The following is a 15,225-nucleotide window of genomic DNA, read 5'->3' as shown; positions in this document are numbered from 1 at the left end:
ACTCCCGGCGCCGCCGGATTCGTGCTTCGGTCTTCGCGATCCCATTTCTCATTCTTCTGCCGGATCGAGGCCGGCTGCGCGCTGTGCACCCGCCAGGGGTGAGGATGGGTATGTGCAGGAATGACCCCCAGGGAAATGGGGCGGCCATGGATCTGGATCCCGCTGCCCGGCCGGGCGGGCACCGCAGTGTTCCGCACACCGCTGACCTGCGGGTCGAGGCATGGGCCCCGAGCCGTGAGGACTGCCTGGCGCATGCGGTACGCGGCGTCGCCGAGTCGTTCGTCGACCTCGGCGGAGCGACGGGTGACCGCACACGGGACGTGGTGATCAGGGCGGACCACGACGAGGAGTTGCTGGTCGCCCTGCTGGAGGAGGTCGTGTACTGGCTCGACACCGCGGGGGAGGTTCCGGTCGACGTCGACGTGGCAGCGATCCCGGGCGGTGTGCAGGTGGGCTTCCGGGTCGCCGGCGTCGACTCGCTGCCGGTGATCGGCGCGGTGCCCAAGGCGGTGACGCTCCATGAGTTGGTGTTCGCCCACGGGGCCGAGGGCTGGAACTGTTCGGTGACGCTGGACGTATGAGCCGGGTCGCGCCGCTCGGGCCGGCGTGAAGGGGGACCGGAGGAGGCGATCAATCGTGGTCGGGACAGCCGGGACAGCCGGGACAGCCGGGACAGCCGTCGAGATCGTGGAGGAGGGACCGTTCCGGTTCCGCGTCGACCGCCACGGGAAGATGCGCGTGCCGGGCGTGGTGTTCGCCAGTCGCGATCTGCTGCCCGAGGCCGCCGGGGACCAGGCCCTGGTCCAGGTCGTGAACGTGGCCATGCTGCCGGGCATCGTCGACGCCTCGTACGCGATGCCGGACGTGCACTGGGGCTACGGCTTCCCCATCGGCGGCGTCGCCGCGACCGACACCGGGGCAGGCGGTGTGATCTCACCCGGTGGCGTCGGCTTCGACATCTCCTGCGGGGTCCGGCTGCTCGCGGCCGGTTACGACCGCGACGAGCTCGCTCCGCACCGCTTGCGGCACCTGATGGACGACCTCGGCAGGCGCATCCCGCGCGGAGCGGGACGGGGCGCGGTGTGGCTCGTCAGCCGGTCCGAGCTGGAGCAGGTCCTGACGGGCGGCGCGCGGTACGCGGTGGAGCGCGGGCACGGCGTCGCCCGCGACCTGTGGCGCTGTGAGGACGAGGGCGTTCTGCCCGGGGCCGCTCCCGAGCAGGTCAGCGATCGCTCCGTGGAACGGGGCCTCGGTCAGGTCGGCAGCCTGGGCTCGGGCAACCACTTCCTGGAGGTGCAGGCCGTCGACACCGTCTACGACGAGGCCGCGGCGCGGGCGATGGGGCTGCGGGAGCGGCAGGTCTGCGTGATGATCCACTGCGGCTCCCGAGGCCTGGGGCACCAGATCTGCACCGACCATGTCCGCACCATGGACCGGGCCATGTCGCGGTACGGCATCGAGGTCCCCGACCGGCAGCTCGCCTGTGTCCCCGTGGACTCGGACGAGGGCCGCGCCTACCTTGCCGCGATGGCCGCCGCGGCCAACTACGCGCGTGCCAACCGCCAGTTGCTGTCCGAGGCCGTCAGGCGGGCCTTTGCCGAAACGGTCGGCTGCGATCTGGACCTCGTCTACGACATCTCGCACAACCTGGCCAAGATCGAGACGCACCCCTTCGCCGGTTCCACGCTGCGGCTGTGTGTCCACCGCAAGGGAGCCACCCGCGCGCTGCCGGCGGGGCACTCCGATCTCCCGCGCGACCTCGCCGGGTTCGGCCAGCCCGTGCTCATCCCGGGCACCATGGGCACCGCTTCCTACGTGCTGGCTGGCGTGCCGGGCGGCGGTGCGTGGCACTCCACCTGCCATGGCGCCGGGCGCGTACGCAGCAGGCACCGCGCGGCGCGCGAGGTCGACGGCAAACAGCTGCGGGCGGAGCTGGAGTCACAGGGCATCGCGGTGCGGGGCGCCTCCTGGCGCGGACTCGCGGAGGAGGCCCCGATGGCGTACAAGGACATCGACCGCGTCGTACAGGCGAGCGAGGGCGCTGGGCTGTGCCGCAAGGTGGCCCGCCTGGTGCCCCTGGGGGTCGTCAAAGGCTGAACGCGATTGCGCAGGCCTAGGCGTGGGCGTGGGCGGCGGGTGCGGCGGTGTGCGGCCGGCGGAGTCCGGGCCGCGGCCCGGCCGATCGATCCCGCCGATCGATCCGGCCGATCGATCCGGCCGACCGCTACGGCCGACCGCTACGGGCGGCTGCCACGCGAGGGGCGAAGCCCGCCCGGCGGCGCGGCTACGTTCGTCGCCTTCGTCGCCGGAAGAAGAGGAACCCGCCGAGAGCGGCTGCGGTCAGGACCGCGCCCGCCAGGATCAGTGTCGGCGTGCCGGGCCCGCCGCGCTCGGCTGCTGCGGCGAAGGCCTCTGCCTCTTCCTGTCTGCTGCGGGCGCTGGCGCAGTATTCGCGATTGGTGGGAGCCATGGCAGCCGTCACCGTCAGTGTCGTCCGCCCGAGCCCGTGCTCCTTGTACGCCTCCTCGGCCTTCGTTCCGGTCATCTGCACGGTGTAGGTGCCTGGTGGGACTCCACAGCGCACTTTCGCCCTCCCGTGCGAGAGGAACCTTCCTTGCCTGATCTCCACCGGTGCGACGAACGCGGGCGATTCGAGCGTGATGAATGAGCCGTCCCAGTCCTCGTCGGCGAAGATGAACGGGTCTTCCGACACACTGATGCCGATGTCGTCCCCACGCTGGGCGGGCTTGTTCCCGTTGATCTCGAGGCCGGATTCGTAAACGTCCGCTGCCGACGGGGATGCTGCGAGGGCGAGCGTGGCCGCGGTCAGGCCCAGGGCGGTCATGGCACGTATGACAGACATGGTCGGGCTCGTCTCGGCGTGGGGTGCCTGGCGGCCGGCGAAAGGAGCGGCCTCGGCTGTGAGGCCGAGTTGATCAGAACCCTATGGGCAACGGCCATTTGTGATCAACGGCTTTTGCCGGTAAAGGAGTTGTTCAGCCGATCGCCGGTCGATTGTCCGTCTTGTTCGCGCGGTCCCGCGCACAGGAGTCGTGTCGTGTCAGGTGAGCGACGGCAGTGACGCTGTGAAGTCCCTGACTTTGGCGTTCTCGTTGGCAGTGCGCCAGCTGATCACGGCCCGGGCCGGCGGCAGTCCGGTCAGCGGCACGAACGCAACGTCGGGGTGGCGGTAGAACTGCGTCAGTGCGGTGGAGGTCGCGCAGACCTCGTTGCTCGTCGCGACGAGGCTGAGCATCTCGTGCTGCGTCTTGACCAGGCGCCCTCTGCGGATGGGCCGTCCGCCGGGCGTGCGCTGCGGCAGAAAACCGTCGCGGATCTCCTTGGGGGCTGTCACCGGCATCTCGACCATCGTGTGCTCGGCCAGTTCCTCTGCGTCGACCGACGACCTGGTCGCGAGCGGACTGCCCGCCGAGACGGCGAGCACCCGCGGATACTCGGCGATCACCGGGCCGCTGGTGAGGTCCGGCTCCTGAACCGGCCAGATGGTGACCTGCATGTCCACCTCGGACCGCCGCAGCGGTCCGAAGTAGTCGCCCCAGCGGGTCTCGGTCATGCTGATCGACCACTCCGGGTGAGTGCGGCGGAAGTTGGCCACCGAGGCGTCCACCGCGCCGGCGAATGGTCCGAGGAACCCGATGCGCAGCTCGCGGGCGAATGCCTGGGCCTCCTCGATGGATCGCTGCAGCCCCTCGAAGCTCGGCTTCACCCGTTCCAGCAGGAAGTTGCCGGTGGGTGTGAGGGCCACCCGGCGGCTCGTGCGGTCGAACAGGCGGTCTCCGATGCGCCGTTCGAGCGACTGGATGAGCTGGCTCACCCGCGGTCGGGACAGCCTGAGCCGCTCCGCTGCCCTGGCGAAGTGCAGTTCCTCGGCGAGAGCCAAGAACGCCTCAATCTCCCCCAGTTCGGTAAATGCCACTTACCGATCGTACAGAAGATTGGTCTTGATGAGGGCGTGGTGCTTGGAAACGATGGGGTGACTCCGATGACGGCCCTCTCCACGGGGGTGAGCGGGCCCGTCGACGGGGTGTGGTCCAGTTGTGGGCCGACGGGCTCCAGATCTGATCTGATTCGATCTGTTTAGATCTAATCCGATCTGTTCGATCTGAGTCCTGATCATGTGGCGGGTGACGGGAGTGGAACCCGAGTCCTGAGCTCCGAGCCGTGAGCCCCGGGCCTGGGATCCGCTGCCGCCCCGACTACTTCGCGGTGGCCTGCTCGTGATCGCGGATCCGTTCCGGCAGAGCCGCTCGGGTCAGAAGCCCGGCGGTGTCTCCGACCACACGCAGACCGCTGGAACCGTGCCGGGGTTGTGGTAGCGGTGAGGCGTGGTGGACTCGAAGCTGACGCTGTCGCCGGGCTGCAGGCGGTAATGGACGCCGTCGACCCAGTAGTCGAGTTCGCCGCTGAGGAGGAGGCCGACTTCCTCTCCGGCGTGGGTGTGGGGCCGGTCTCCGGAGGATGCCCCGGGAGCCACCTCGAGGATCATCATTTCGAGTCTGCCGACGGGGTTGGGGTTGAGCAGGGAGTAGGTGATCCCCTCCACCCCGGCGCGGGTGAGCTCCACCCGTTGGTCCGGGCGGGTGAGGACGCGCTGTTCGCGGTCGATGTCCCGGAAGAGCCGGCTGAGGGAGACGCCGAGGGCGTCGACGATCGTGCGCAGGGTGTTGATGGTGGGGCTGTTGACGTTGCGCTCGATGTTGCTGAGGTAGCTGCGCGACAGGCCCGTCTCCTCGGCCAGCTTCTCCAGCGTGTAGCCCTTGTCCAGGCGCTCGCGGCGCAGGTGCCGGCCGATGCCGGTGTCTCGGGGTGTCTCCTCCGAGCCGGGCGGGTGTTCGCCGGCCGTCATGGACCGTCCTCCGTCCAGTAAACAATGTGCGACATCCAGCATAGTGGCCATTACCGTCTAGGATAGGCAGCACTGCATCCGATATAGACGTTGTTCGTGGCGAGCGGACCGCCGCCGAGCCGCACAACGCACAACGCACGACGCACGACGCACAACGCACGACGCACGGCGATCGCCGGGGTCGGCGTCGCGCCAGGACCCACATCCGGAGGATCGATGAACCCCAGCGGTGCCGCACCCGCAGGCTTCCCCGCGCGCGAGCTGCCCGAGCTGCGGCTCGGTCTGGGTGCGCTGGAGCGCAATGTGGGGCTGATGGGCGACTGGTGCCGCGAGCAGGGCGTCGAGCTGGCCCCGCACATCAAGACCACGATGACCCGCCCCATCGTGGAACGGCAGATGGCGGCCGGGGCATGGGGTGTCACGGTTGCCACGGCGCGGCAGGCCGGCATCGCGCTGGGATGGGGACTTCGCCGCATCGTGATCGCCAACGAGGTGATCCACGGCCCTGACCTCGCCCTCGTGCGGCACTGGCTCGACTCGATTCCCGCCGCCGCCGCCGACGCAGACCCCGACCCCGACCCCGACCTCGGCCCCGGCCCCGGCCTCGAAGTCTTCTGCTTCGTCGACTCGGCAGAGGGGCTCGACCTGGCGCGTTCCGCCATGCACGGTGCGCGCAACCCCCTGCGGGTGCTCGTAGACGTGGGTACGCCGGGAGGGCGGACGGGCGTACGGGATGCCGATGCGGCCCTTGCGCTCGGCAAGGCCGTCGCCGAGATCCCGTCGGGGCTGCTCCTCGCCGGTGTCGCGGGCTACGAGGGGGTCCGGCCCAACCGCCGGGACGCCGCCACGGTCGCCGACATCGACGCCCACTGCCGTCAGGCGGCCGAGGTGTTCCGCGGCCTGGCGCCACTGGTCCGGACCGGACAGCCCGTCTTCAGCATGGGCGGATCGGCCTTCCCCGACCGGGCCGTCGCAGCCCACCGCGAGATCCTCGGGCAACACGGCGGCCAGGAGCCGGTGTTCGTACTGCGGTCCGGCTGCTACGTCACGCACGACCACGGCACCTACGAGCAGGTCTCGCCCTTCCCCGGGCTGGAAGCGGCCCTCACCGTCCGCGCGGTCGTCCTGTCGACCCCGGAACCAGGACGAGTCGTCATCGGCGCCGGCAAGCGCGAACTTCCCTACGACGCAGGCCTGCCGGTCCTGATCAGCGCCCGCGGCCCGCAAGGACAGCCGCGTCCCGCCGCGAGTGCCACCGCGACCCAGATCTTCGACCACCACCTGATCCTGACCGACGCACACGGCCTTCAGGTGGGCGACGAGGTCGACCTCGGTATCTCCCACCCCTGCTCCGCGTTCGACAAATGGCCGGACATCACGGTCGTCGGCCATGACGGTCCCACCGGAGAGGTGTGGCACCCGCAGTTCCGGTGACATCCGGACGAACCGCCGGAGCCGGTCCCTCCGCCATGCCCGTCCTTCAGGCGTCGTCCTCCGCAATCGCCCAGCGCGGACGGATGGATGATCCCTGCCGGTGCCGCTTCGGGCGCGGCGTGCCGCCGCTGTCGGGTGCGCCATTGGCGAGTCCCGGTCGCGGACGCTGACGCCCGTTCGCGTGCTGCGCCGTGTCACCGCTGCTGTGGATGCCGAGGTTCGGTGCGCTCGGCGTGGACAGTGGGTCGAGGTGCCATGGACGTGGATCGGCTGAGTCGCGGGCCGGGGAGAGCTGCGACACCTCCTGGTGAGATATGCCGAGCAGTCGGCACGCGTCACCCTGGCTCACGTACAGGTCCTCGACCAGCGTGCGAGCGGCGGCGGCGATGGTCTGCTGCTCGGCAGCGTCGGCCCAGGCCCGTTGCCTTCTCGCCTCCAGCACGCCCTGCAGCAGTGCTGCGAACTCCGGAACCACCAGCTCTACGGCGATCGTGTCCGGTCGCATGCCATGTGCTTCGGCGATGGCGTCGCGCGCCACGCCCTCGGCCTCATCGAGGGTGCGGCACTGGGTGTGGAGGGCGAGTTCCGGAATGTCGACGGCCCACCACCGGCCGATTCTGTGCAGCTGTGCTCGGTAGCAAGTGCTCACGGGGATTCGGCCTCCTTGATGTCTCGGCGGTGGCATTCGGCAGCGTGAGCAGGGGCCGGTGTGCGCGGCAGCGGGGCGATCAGCCGATGCACACACCGATCAGGCATACGTGCGCCGGCGAGGTCGGCCCGGCCGGCGGAGTTGTCGGCAGGAGGTTCAGAGGAGCCGAAGTACCTGCGCCGGGAGCTTCGGTTGAAGCGGGCGCGGTGGTCGCCGGGGCCGGTGGGGCTGCGGCTGGGGCGGCTGGTGCGGCAGCGTTGCCGACGTTCGTCCCCTTGGCCGGTTCGGCTGCGGTGGGCCGCGTTGCGCTGCGCGGCGCGGGGGGCTGGGCCGCGGCGGCCGCTTTCGCCTGCCGGACCGTCGTCGCACCGGGAGGCTCGGCGACGGTGCTGTTCTGCCGCCCGCTCGTCGTCACGGGCGGGCGAGTGCTGGTGTGCCGCGAGGCCTGGCTGTCCGGCTGCTCCGTCGCCCCACCGGTCGGCGCTGTCCAGGGCGTGGCCGTGGTCACCGGTTCCGGCGGTGAGGCTGCGTGTGTGTGGCTCGCGGAAGGCCTGGTGGCCGGCAACGCGGCGACGGTCAGGCCGCCACCGACCAGGGCAACGGCCGTCGCGGTCAAGGCCCGACGCCGGTTCTTCTTCCAACGTGCCAGCTGCCGGCGCCGAGCCGCCCGGCCGCCCTGCAGGGCGGGAGCGGTGTCTTCGAAGTCACCGGACGAACTGGATGGAACAGACGAACCCGCTGAACCGGCCGAACTCTCAGTGCTCGATCCTTCCGTCATCGCGTCTTCGGACGCCCCGCTGCCGACCGGCGCGGCACCGGCGTGACGGGTGCCGGGGTGGAACTCCGGAGCGGGGACCTGCTCCGCGCGCCATGCCTCCCGCACCGTTGCGTCGGAGGCGACCGCGTTGTGGAGACGATGGGCAGGCGGGGCGATGTCCGGAGCGTAGGCGCCGCACCCCGGGCACACGAGAGCCCCGTTGAGATTCCGACGGCACGTGGAGCAGTAGTCCATCTGCGATCTTTCTGTGCTGATTGCGCCGCCAGGGACGCCGGCGACCTCTTCAAGTTCGCACGCGGGATCGAGCGGCCAGCAACGCTAACGGCACCCGCCGAAGGCGGTGCGCAGCCCTTGTGATGCTGCTGCAAAGATTTGCTGGCGGTGTTGTTCCGTACTCCCGGACATGTCGTCACGAATGCCGGGATGAGCGGCTCCGGCGAGAGGGAAGCGGGCTTCCAAGGAGCAGTGGCCGGACGGATACGGGGCGTGGGTCCGGACCGACGTGTCCAATAGGACGGCGGATACGCGCGCCGTGCCCGCTGCGCCGGTTCAGCAGTGTTCACCAGACAGCGAGAGACGAGGCAGGTCCGATCATGCCGACCCCTTCCGGATTCAGCTACGAATCCCGCGCCGACGGCACCATCGTCATCACCCATCGCGGACGGAAGGCCGCCACGCTGCGTGGCAACCGTGCGGCGCAGTTCGCCGCGGAAGCGGAGTCCGGCGACGCCCAGGCGGTGATGGCCCGCTGGACGGGCGCGTACAAGTTCGGCAATGAGCGCACCGCCCGCAACCACCCCAGGAACCAAGGACGCCTGTCCGGCGCACACCGGGGGAAATGTGCACCGGATCTTTGGAGTGGTCCTTGTCCATGCCGGGTTCCCCGTCACCCGGTGGGAACCGCCTCCTTCGTCACGTTCATAGGCGGTCGGATGGTGACCCTGGGAGTCCGGTCCGGGTACAGGTTGTGGTGGACGGCCTTCGCCACGCCCTCAATCGTGTCCATGCCGTATTCCCACCCCGCATTCTCCGGCTTGCCTTCAGGGACCCTGTTGTTCTCGGTGAGGACCACGAGGCCGTAGTCGTAGGCGTGGCCGGTAAACGCACTCATGCTGTTGACTTTCCAGTCTCCGCGGTCCCAGGGGTTCTTGAGTCTCCTCTCGGAACGATGCAGCCATCCGTTCTTGACCTGGACGGAAGCGTCCGAAGGGGCCCCGGCGGGCGTTCCCCACTGCTGATCCTTCCGCACGTCGTGCATAAGGCCCAGGATGTAGCTGCGCTGTTCGGCGTTCAGGACCGAGTTGTCCTTGCCGGTGAGCAGCTCAAGCAGTTTGGCCTGGTCCCTGGCAGTGACCTGAGTCAGGCCCATGAAGCCTGCTTTGTTGATGATGGTGTGCTTTATTCCGGCCTTGTCCAGGAAATTCTGGATCTTTTTGGGCCCGAGGCTGTCCCACAGGGCGTACGTCGCGTCGTTGTCCGAACTCACGATCATCTCCCTGGCCAGGTCCTGCTCATCCCCGGACAAGTGGCCACCTCTGGCCAGGAGCAGAGCGCCCAGTACCGCCGGCTTGACCGTGCTCGCAGAGTCGTAGTGCTTGTCAGCGTCGTACGTGCAGGATGTGTGAGTGGTTCGGTCGTACAGCACCATCGAGGCCTTGCTGGCGCGATTCTTCAGCGACTTCGCTATGGCTCGGGACAGGGAAACTGCGAGTCCGGGGTTTTTGGAAGCGCATTCAACCAGTCTGCCGTTGAGCCGCTGAGACGTGTTTTCCGTCTTCCGCGTCTCATGGGGTGCGGCCGCAGTGGGAGCGACTGCAGCGGAACCGGAACCGGAACCGGAACCGGGACCGGCAGCGGGAGGGGAAGCGGGAGCGGGGGGTGAGGGGGGAATTGCAACGACAACGGAGACCGCAACGGAAACGGTTCCCAAAGTGACCTTTGAAGTCGCCTTGCTGAGCGTCAATTCGTTCCCCTTCCATCTATCCGGCCCTCCATTCGTGCTTGTGGTCCGACGCTACAAGCTTGAGATGGGACCGTCTTGTCGGGTCAGCCGATAGGCTTATGCGAGCCTTTTCAAGGCAGCCGATGAGGTGAAAGACGGACAGTTGCTGGAACCGTGTCCGGAAGCCTGTTTCAGCGGGAACTGTGCGTGCGGCCGGTACCCGACAGGTCACACCACCAGGTTGAGCAGCAGCCCTGCCGCGCACAGGACGCCGGCGGTGGCGAACAGGCACAGAGCCCGGCGGATCAACGCGTACTTGGAGGCGGCGATGCGGGCGACCTCGTAGAGCTGATCCAGCGAGGAGGCCGTCGAGGTCTGGAGCGTGCGGGCGATGCGTGCCTCCAGGGTTGCCCTCGGGTGTTCCGCGACATCGCCGAAGTAGGCCACGAGGTGATCCGGGGCGTCGGCCGTCCGGCTGCTACGGGGGAAGACCGCGTAGCCGAGGAGCCCCACACCCGCGGTCGCCGCGGCCAGACCGGTCCACCAGAGCCATTCCACCGAGTTGGCCATGGACACGAACGACTTGCCCTCGGACAGTGCGACGGACAGGACCGCGCCCAGCGCGACGCCGGACGCGGCCAGGAGCAACGAGGCCTTGGCGTCGGCCTGTTTGACCTCGTCCCGGGCGTTGGCCAGCAGTCTGTCGGCGTAGGCCTGTATGCCCGCGTTGTCCGGCTGTGACGCGGTCACCTAGTACCTCCACTCGTCCATGAACTGGCCGCGCATGCGCTGCCACTCCGTGTCGCTCACGACGCGCCGCGTGTGGACGGCCGGTCCGAAGCCGGGATGCCCCAGCAGCACGTCGTGAGCGCCGGGGACCGGCAGGCTGAGGACTGCCAGCGTGGCACAGAACCGGCTTCTCGGTATGGGCGTCGCATGGAACGTGTTCACTTCCACCTCGTGCCAGGATCCGGCGGGGAAGCGGACGGCACGGACCGTGGGAACCACGTGCAGATCCTGGCCGGTGTCGTGCAGTTCGTCCTCGCCCATGACACCCGTGTCGCGGACTTCGTACTTGCGCAGGAGCCGGCCCGCGACGGGGGCACTGTGCCGTGCACCGGCCACGGAGCCGGCCGGACCGTACTGCGACTCCCGGTACTCGCCCGCCAGAACGCGCGAGAACAGGCGGAAGCAGTGCTGGTGGATCGGCGGGTGGCCGGAGAGCGCCATGCGCAGGCCCATCGGCCAGAAGTGCACACGAATGAGGCCCAGCCGTTCGACCTGCACCACCTCGAAGGTCGCGAATCCGGTGGGGTGCCACAGTCCGCGGCCGAGGGTGCCCGACCGGATCCTGGCCACCGCGTCGTCGAGGTACCGCTCGGTGGCGGCCGCAGCCCGGCCGAGGAACCGCAGATGCGCGGGGTCGGTGCTGCGCACGGGCAGGATGTCGTTGGCGAGCGGCCCCGCCGTGTCGGGTAACGGGCTCGGGGTGTCCCCGCCGGAGCGACTCACTGTGCGCCGCCTCGCGCCGGGAACCGGAAGATCCGTGCGCTGCCCTCGTACTCCTTGGCGGTCAGCGGGGCCCGGCCGAGGGCCGACCATCCGGGGAAGGACCGCTCCTGCTGTTCCGGTCCGGCTATTCGAGCGCTGAGGTCCGCGCTCAGCGCCAGCAGGTGCGAGCGTTGCGGAAGTGAGGCGAACACCCCGGTGCTCCTCTCCTTGGAGGCTGAGGCCAGCCCCTGTTCCAGCCGGACCGCCTCGATCACCGACGCACCGTCGAATGCGGCTGCGAAACTGCGTGCGCCGGCGATACGGCCGTAGGTGTACGCCCCGTGGTGCAGTACGAGGCGGGTGCCCACGCGTTTCGCAGGCTCCCGGATGGAGCCGTTGAGTTCCTCGACGAGGCCGATGACGCGTTGCCAGCGGGTGAGGATGTTCGCGACCAGTTCTGCGGCATCGGTGAAAACCCGCTCGGGGAAGGCCGCGACGAATCCGTCACCGGCGAACTGGGCCTGCGTGGTGCCGATGTCTCCGAGCATGGTGTGGAACTCATGCGCCATGCGCCGGCGGAACTCGTCCTGAGCCGATGCCGCCGCCGTGGAAAAGGTATGCATGTGGTCGAGCGCGTAACTGAGCGCGGTGCCGTATCCCGCCAGGTCGACCACGCACAGGACACCCCGCTCCTCCCGCGTGAACAGACCGGCCCCCACGTCGAGGCCCTCTTCGCTGATGGCCATCCTTCGCATCTCGTCGCCCAGGACGTACTCGACGTTGCTCATCAGCGGCTTGCCCAGGAACCACCGCTCGCTGCGCTCGTGTTCCTCGCTGTGGCGGACATGCGTCGCGGACTTGTACTGGTCGAGTGGCAGGAAGACGTACCCGCGGCGCTGTTCCGGATCCGCGAGGTTGCGTGAGCTGGAGGTGTCGACGGCAACCAGGCCGTGACGAAGGATGTAGTACGCCTTCACGAGGCTCGGCGAGCGCGGCGACACCTTCAGTTCGAGGAAGGAACTGCGCCGCTTCATGCGGGTGTCCCGCAGGCCCATCTGGTACGCCAGATGGCTGAGATCCCGCTCGATGTCGATCTGTTCGGCCGCTTCGGTGGCGAGCTGCAGCAGTGATCCCGCGGTCGTCGGCGGTGAGTAGGAGAGGGGGACGGGATAGGCAACGAAAGGCGGTGCCCAGTAACCCTCGTCGTGAGGCGCGCTGTTGAGCTGTCCGGCAAGGGGATAGCTCGGGTGTATGAGAATGAGATGGCGATCGTCCTGCGAGCCGACGGCGATTTCCAGAGTCGAGATGATCCACACGGAGGAAGGGCTGGCCGGCAGCGGCATCTTCCCGGGACTCTCGGCACTGAGGACTTGGTAGGTCATCTGCTCACCCTCATGGCCCGCCGTCGGTCACAGAATGCCGTGAATGGCGGGAAGGGCGTCGATCACATTGGACGAGACCTTGCGGCCGAAGGGGGTGTCCGAGTTCTCCAGTTCCGCGCTGAGGAGCTGCGGCTCGATCCACATGTGCGGGATGTCGGGCGAGAGCGTCACGACCCGGTTCAGGAAGTAGCTGAACTCGTAGGCCGTGTAGCTGTTCGAGGTCTTGGAGAATTTCAGGGAGTAGTTGGTGTAGAACTCGCTCCCGCTCCAAGTGCCGTTCAGATCCGTGATGACGTTGTTCACGCCGGCCTGGATGGCGGAGACGTACTCGTCCTGGCGCCCGCGTCGCAGCGCGCCCAGAGCCTCGGAGAGTTCCCGGAACGTCGTTCCCTCCGAGACTGCGAGAATCCCGCGGTCGCCGGCGCCCTGGCCGTCCGGCCCCTCCGCCAGTTGCTCGCGGGTGAGGATCAGCGAGGCGTAGGGGAACATCCAGGTGTCCCAGGTGCCCGCGGCGTGCGGGTCGACGATGAGGATCTGCTTGTCACCGTTGACCACCACCTGCGGCGCGGTCAGGGCGTACCGCATCGGGACGACGTCGGCACTGAGACATTCGTCGTTCAGCTCCGAATCCTTGTCCCAGGAGTAGTCGGCGTGGCTCATGTGATCCTCTTTCAGGAGACTGTGGATCTCGGGTTCGAGGCGCGACTGCGCCCGCGTCAGGAAGGCTTGGGCCGGGCGGAAGTTGTCGTTGCCCGTGTGTCGGAAAAGCGGGATCCGCGTTCGTGGTGAAACGGACGGCGTAACGGTCGCGAGCGGGACGAGCGGACCGGCCGGGGCCGGCTGCAGTTCGGTGGTGAGAACGGTCACCGACACGGTGGCCAGACTGTATCGAAGAGCGGCGAGGCAGCGGTGTACTCCGTCAAGGATGACGAGTCCGTTCGGGTGGCGTTCGACCAACGGCCCGAGCAGCAGTCCGCCCGTTCGTGAGCCGCGAAGCACAACGGGCTGGTACGGGGGGATTCCCGCCGCGACGAACTGGCGGAGCAGGTCCTGCGCCGAGGCGAAGGTATCGGCGTTGACGAGCGAGATCACGCTGTGGAGCGAGCGAGGATCGACCACCTCGTGCGTCACCGAGACCGCGCCGAACCGGTGCCCCCATACGGCGGTGACCGCTTCCTCCAAGGCCTGCGCCGCCGCCTGCCGGGCAACGGGGAACATGGCTGCCGGAACGCCCGCGCCCCCGGGGGTCAGTACGGCTGCCACGGTGGCGTGTCCAGACGCGAGTCCGATCCGTCGATCACCGACAGCCCGATGAAGTCCCCCCGACGGGTGGTGAGATGGCAGAGCTCGCCGGTGAAGGTGCCCCGGTCGCCGAGGAAGAAGTCCCCCCGGTCACGCATATGGCTGACGAGCACCGGAAGGCGCGTGGCGACCTCTGCCGGCAGCGGCACGGAGACCCGTTCCGGCGCGATCGCGAGCAGGGTGGGCAGATACACCCCGTGGGCGTCCTCGACCACACGCCCGCTGACCGTGACGTCCCGAAGCAGGGTCCGTACGCCGGTGAGCCCGGCCAGCGGGGCGTCCGACGGGTCTTCGTAGCGGAAGAACGGGCACAGGATGCCCGCGCGCGTACGCAGGCGGATGCGCCATCCCTTGCCGTGCTCGTGGAGCCGTGCCTCCTCGTTGACCTCGCCGTGCGCCGACAGGCGGCGGGCGATGAGACGGTGCGGCTCCGGACGCCCGGTGAACAGGACGTCGAAGTCGTGCATCGAGCGCACCGAGCGGTCCTGCAGCAGTAATCGCGCCGAGCCGGTGATACCGATCGTGGCGGAGGGCATGTCGTCGCCCAGCAGGCGGCCGAGTTCGTCGAGATGCGCACCGGCGTACCGCTGCAGGAAGGAGCCGGGTGCCGCCTCGGTGCGTGGGTCCACCGACGCCGACAGGTGGAGATCGATGTGTCCAAGGGGCACGAGCGACTTCGCGGCGAACGGATGCGCGTGGTCGAAGCAGGTGCCGGTCTCGACCCGGACGCGCTCCCGCTCGCGCTCGGACATGCCCCGGCCTTCCGTCACGTACGCCTTCCGGTACCGGGAACCGAAGAAGGTGTAGTCGCCCCCGGACGCCGGTACGAAGGCCAACTCGCCGACCACGTGGTCCGGCGGGTGGCAGTGACCGTGCACCGCAAGGACCCGCCCGTCCTTGAGCAGGACGTAATCCTGGTCCTGAATGAGCAACACAGTGTCCTCACAGTGTTGTTGAAGGATCAGAACGCCGGCTGTCGTGCCCGTGCCCGCCCGGTGTCCGTGACTTCCCTTCGCCGAGGGCATCTCGCCGAATGCCCCGGATCCGGGCGGCACCTCTGCCTGGCCCCAGAATGGGGGACTTGCACGGCTGGGGAAAGGGGATGCTGGCCAGGCCGGCGGGCCCCGTCGCTCAGCCGAAGGTCTTCGCTCGCCACTTCGCCTGCCCCTTGGACGCGGTGACCCTTCCGGGCGGGAACGCCTGCGGGCGTGAAGCGTGTGGCATGACGTCGGCGGGGGGCGTGCCGCGGTGCGCGTCGTCGTCCGTACGACAGCGCGTGTCCTCCGAACGGAGGACACGGGTCCGGGTGCCGGGACACGCCCGTCACCACCACCAGACCATTCTCCTCCCCCGAGTGAGCGGCGCGGCCAGTGGGATCAC

The 15,225-nt window shown here is 68.8% G+C and carries 14 protein-coding genes and 1 pseudogene; 4 read left to right on the top strand and 11 right to left on the bottom strand.

Annotated features, from left to right (window positions below):
* The first annotated feature begins 146 nt into the window (after positions 1 to 146).
* Positions 147 to 581, top strand: a complete 435-nt coding sequence (locus ACWGI8_RS24220) for an archease (protein WP_453663864.1) — start codon at positions 147 to 149, stop codon at positions 579 to 581.
* 55 nt (positions 582 to 636) lie between these two features.
* Positions 637 to 2,097, top strand: coding sequence for an RtcB family protein (locus ACWGI8_RS24215; RefSeq protein WP_453663863.1), 1,461 nt, complete (start codon positions 637 to 639; stop codon positions 2,095 to 2,097).
* A gap of 187 nt (positions 2,098 to 2,284) precedes the next feature.
* Here ACWGI8_RS24215 and ACWGI8_RS24210 read toward each other — a convergent pair whose 3' ends face one another.
* From ACWGI8_RS24210 to ACWGI8_RS24200, 3 genes are all read right to left on the bottom strand, one after another.
* Positions 2,285 to 2,863, bottom strand: a complete 579-nt coding sequence (locus ACWGI8_RS24210) for an LPXTG cell wall anchor domain-containing protein (protein ID WP_453663861.1) — start codon at positions 2,861 to 2,863, stop codon at positions 2,285 to 2,287.
* A 198-nt stretch (positions 2,864 to 3,061) separates the two neighbouring features.
* The gene (locus ACWGI8_RS24205; RefSeq protein ID WP_453663860.1) at positions 3,062 to 3,937 is read right to left on the bottom strand and encodes a LysR family transcriptional regulator; all 876 of its coding nucleotides are present in this window, start codon (positions 3,935 to 3,937) and stop codon (positions 3,062 to 3,064) included.
* Positions 3,938 to 4,273: 336 nt separating this feature from the next.
* Entirely contained in the window at positions 4,274 to 4,867 is a 594-nt protein-coding gene (locus ACWGI8_RS24200; RefSeq protein WP_453663858.1) for a cupin domain-containing protein, read from the bottom strand.
* 216 nt (positions 4,868 to 5,083) lie between these two features.
* On the opposite strand from ACWGI8_RS24200, the gene ACWGI8_RS24195 reads away from it, so the two are divergent.
* Entirely contained in the window at positions 5,084 to 6,301 is a 1,218-nt protein-coding gene (locus ACWGI8_RS24195; RefSeq protein WP_453663856.1) for an amino acid deaminase, read from the top strand.
* A gap of 46 nt (positions 6,302 to 6,347) precedes the next feature.
* On the opposite strand, the gene ACWGI8_RS24190 is transcribed toward ACWGI8_RS24195, so the two are convergent.
* Entirely contained in the window at positions 6,348 to 6,950 is a 603-nt protein-coding gene (locus ACWGI8_RS24190) for a hypothetical protein (protein WP_453663854.1), read from the bottom strand.
* Between the two features lie 79 nt (positions 6,951 to 7,029).
* Positions 7,030 to 7,962, bottom strand: a complete 933-nt coding sequence (locus tag ACWGI8_RS24185; protein ID WP_453663853.1) for an SCO2400 family protein — start codon at positions 7,960 to 7,962, stop codon at positions 7,030 to 7,032.
* Between the two features lie 359 nt (positions 7,963 to 8,321).
* On the opposite strand from ACWGI8_RS24185, the pseudogene ACWGI8_RS24180 reads away from it, so the two are divergent.
* A pseudogene (locus tag ACWGI8_RS24180) lies at positions 8,322 to 8,543 on the top strand (hypothetical protein); the annotation flags it as partial.
* Positions 8,544 to 8,614: 71 nt separating this feature from the next.
* On the opposite strand, the gene ACWGI8_RS24175 reads toward ACWGI8_RS24180, so the two are convergent.
* The 6 genes from ACWGI8_RS24175 to ACWGI8_RS24150 all read right to left on the bottom strand — a co-directional run bounded on the left by ACWGI8_RS24175 (position 8,615) and on the right by ACWGI8_RS24150 (position 14,777).
* Entirely contained in the window at positions 8,615 to 9,376 is a 762-nt protein-coding gene (locus tag ACWGI8_RS24175; protein ID WP_453663851.1) for a serine hydrolase, read from the bottom strand.
* Positions 9,377 to 9,898: 522 nt separating this feature from the next.
* Complete coding sequence (locus ACWGI8_RS24170; RefSeq protein WP_453663849.1) at positions 9,899 to 10,420, bottom strand: Pycsar system effector family protein; 522 nt, start codon at positions 10,418 to 10,420, stop codon at positions 9,899 to 9,901.
* Positions 10,421 to 11,182 (bottom strand): hypothetical protein, encoded by a 762-nt coding sequence (locus ACWGI8_RS24165; RefSeq protein ID WP_453663848.1) that lies wholly within the window; start codon positions 11,180 to 11,182, stop codon positions 10,421 to 10,423.
* Positions 11,179 to 12,543 carry a hypothetical protein gene (locus ACWGI8_RS24160; RefSeq protein WP_453663846.1) on the bottom strand — a complete coding sequence of 455 codons (1,365 nt, stop codon included), beginning with the start codon at positions 12,541 to 12,543 and terminating at the stop codon, positions 11,179 to 11,181. Before ACWGI8_RS24160 ends, ACWGI8_RS24165 begins: the two co-directional genes overlap by 4 nt.
* Positions 12,544 to 12,570: 27 nt before the next feature.
* Positions 12,571 to 13,806 (bottom strand): hypothetical protein, encoded by a 1,236-nt coding sequence (locus ACWGI8_RS24155; RefSeq protein ID WP_453663844.1) that lies wholly within the window; start codon positions 13,804 to 13,806, stop codon positions 12,571 to 12,573.
* Entirely contained in the window at positions 13,791 to 14,777 is a 987-nt protein-coding gene (locus tag ACWGI8_RS24150) for a hypothetical protein (protein ID WP_453663842.1), read from the bottom strand. The genes ACWGI8_RS24155 and ACWGI8_RS24150 overlap by 16 nt, the downstream gene beginning before the upstream one ends.
* Between the last annotated feature and the right edge of the window lie 448 nt (positions 14,778 to 15,225).

It is taken from the genome of Streptomyces sp. NPDC054841, from assembly GCF_053611045.1.
The sequence above is the reverse complement of the archived record's forward strand: the minus strand, read 5'-3'. Positions and strand labels throughout refer to the sequence as shown.

Excerpts from the sequence above, each read along its gene's own strand:
- ACWGI8_RS24175 (WP_453663851.1), bottom strand. The coding sequence starts at position 9,376 with ATGGTGCTGTACGACCGAACCACTCACACATCCTGCACGTACGACGCT.
- ACWGI8_RS24185 (WP_453663853.1), bottom strand. The coding sequence starts at position 7,962 with ATGGACTACTGCTCCACGTGCCGTCGGAATCTCAACGGGGCTCTCGTG.
- ACWGI8_RS24200 (WP_453663858.1), bottom strand. The coding sequence starts at position 4,867 with ATGACGGCCGGCGAACACCCGCCCGGCTCGGAGGAGACACCCCGAGAC.
- ACWGI8_RS24210 (WP_453663861.1), bottom strand. The coding sequence starts at position 2,863 with ATGTCTGTCATACGTGCCATGACCGCCCTGGGCCTGACCGCGGCCACG.
- ACWGI8_RS24195 (WP_453663856.1), top strand. The coding sequence starts at position 5,084 with ATGAACCCCAGCGGTGCCGCACCCGCAGGCTTCCCCGCGCGCGAGCTG.
- ACWGI8_RS24220 (WP_453663864.1), top strand. The coding sequence starts at position 147 with ATGGATCTGGATCCCGCTGCCCGGCCGGGCGGGCACCGCAGTGTTCCG.
- ACWGI8_RS24160 (WP_453663846.1), bottom strand. The coding sequence starts at position 12,543 with ATGACCTACCAAGTCCTCAGTGCCGAGAGTCCCGGGAAGATGCCGCTG.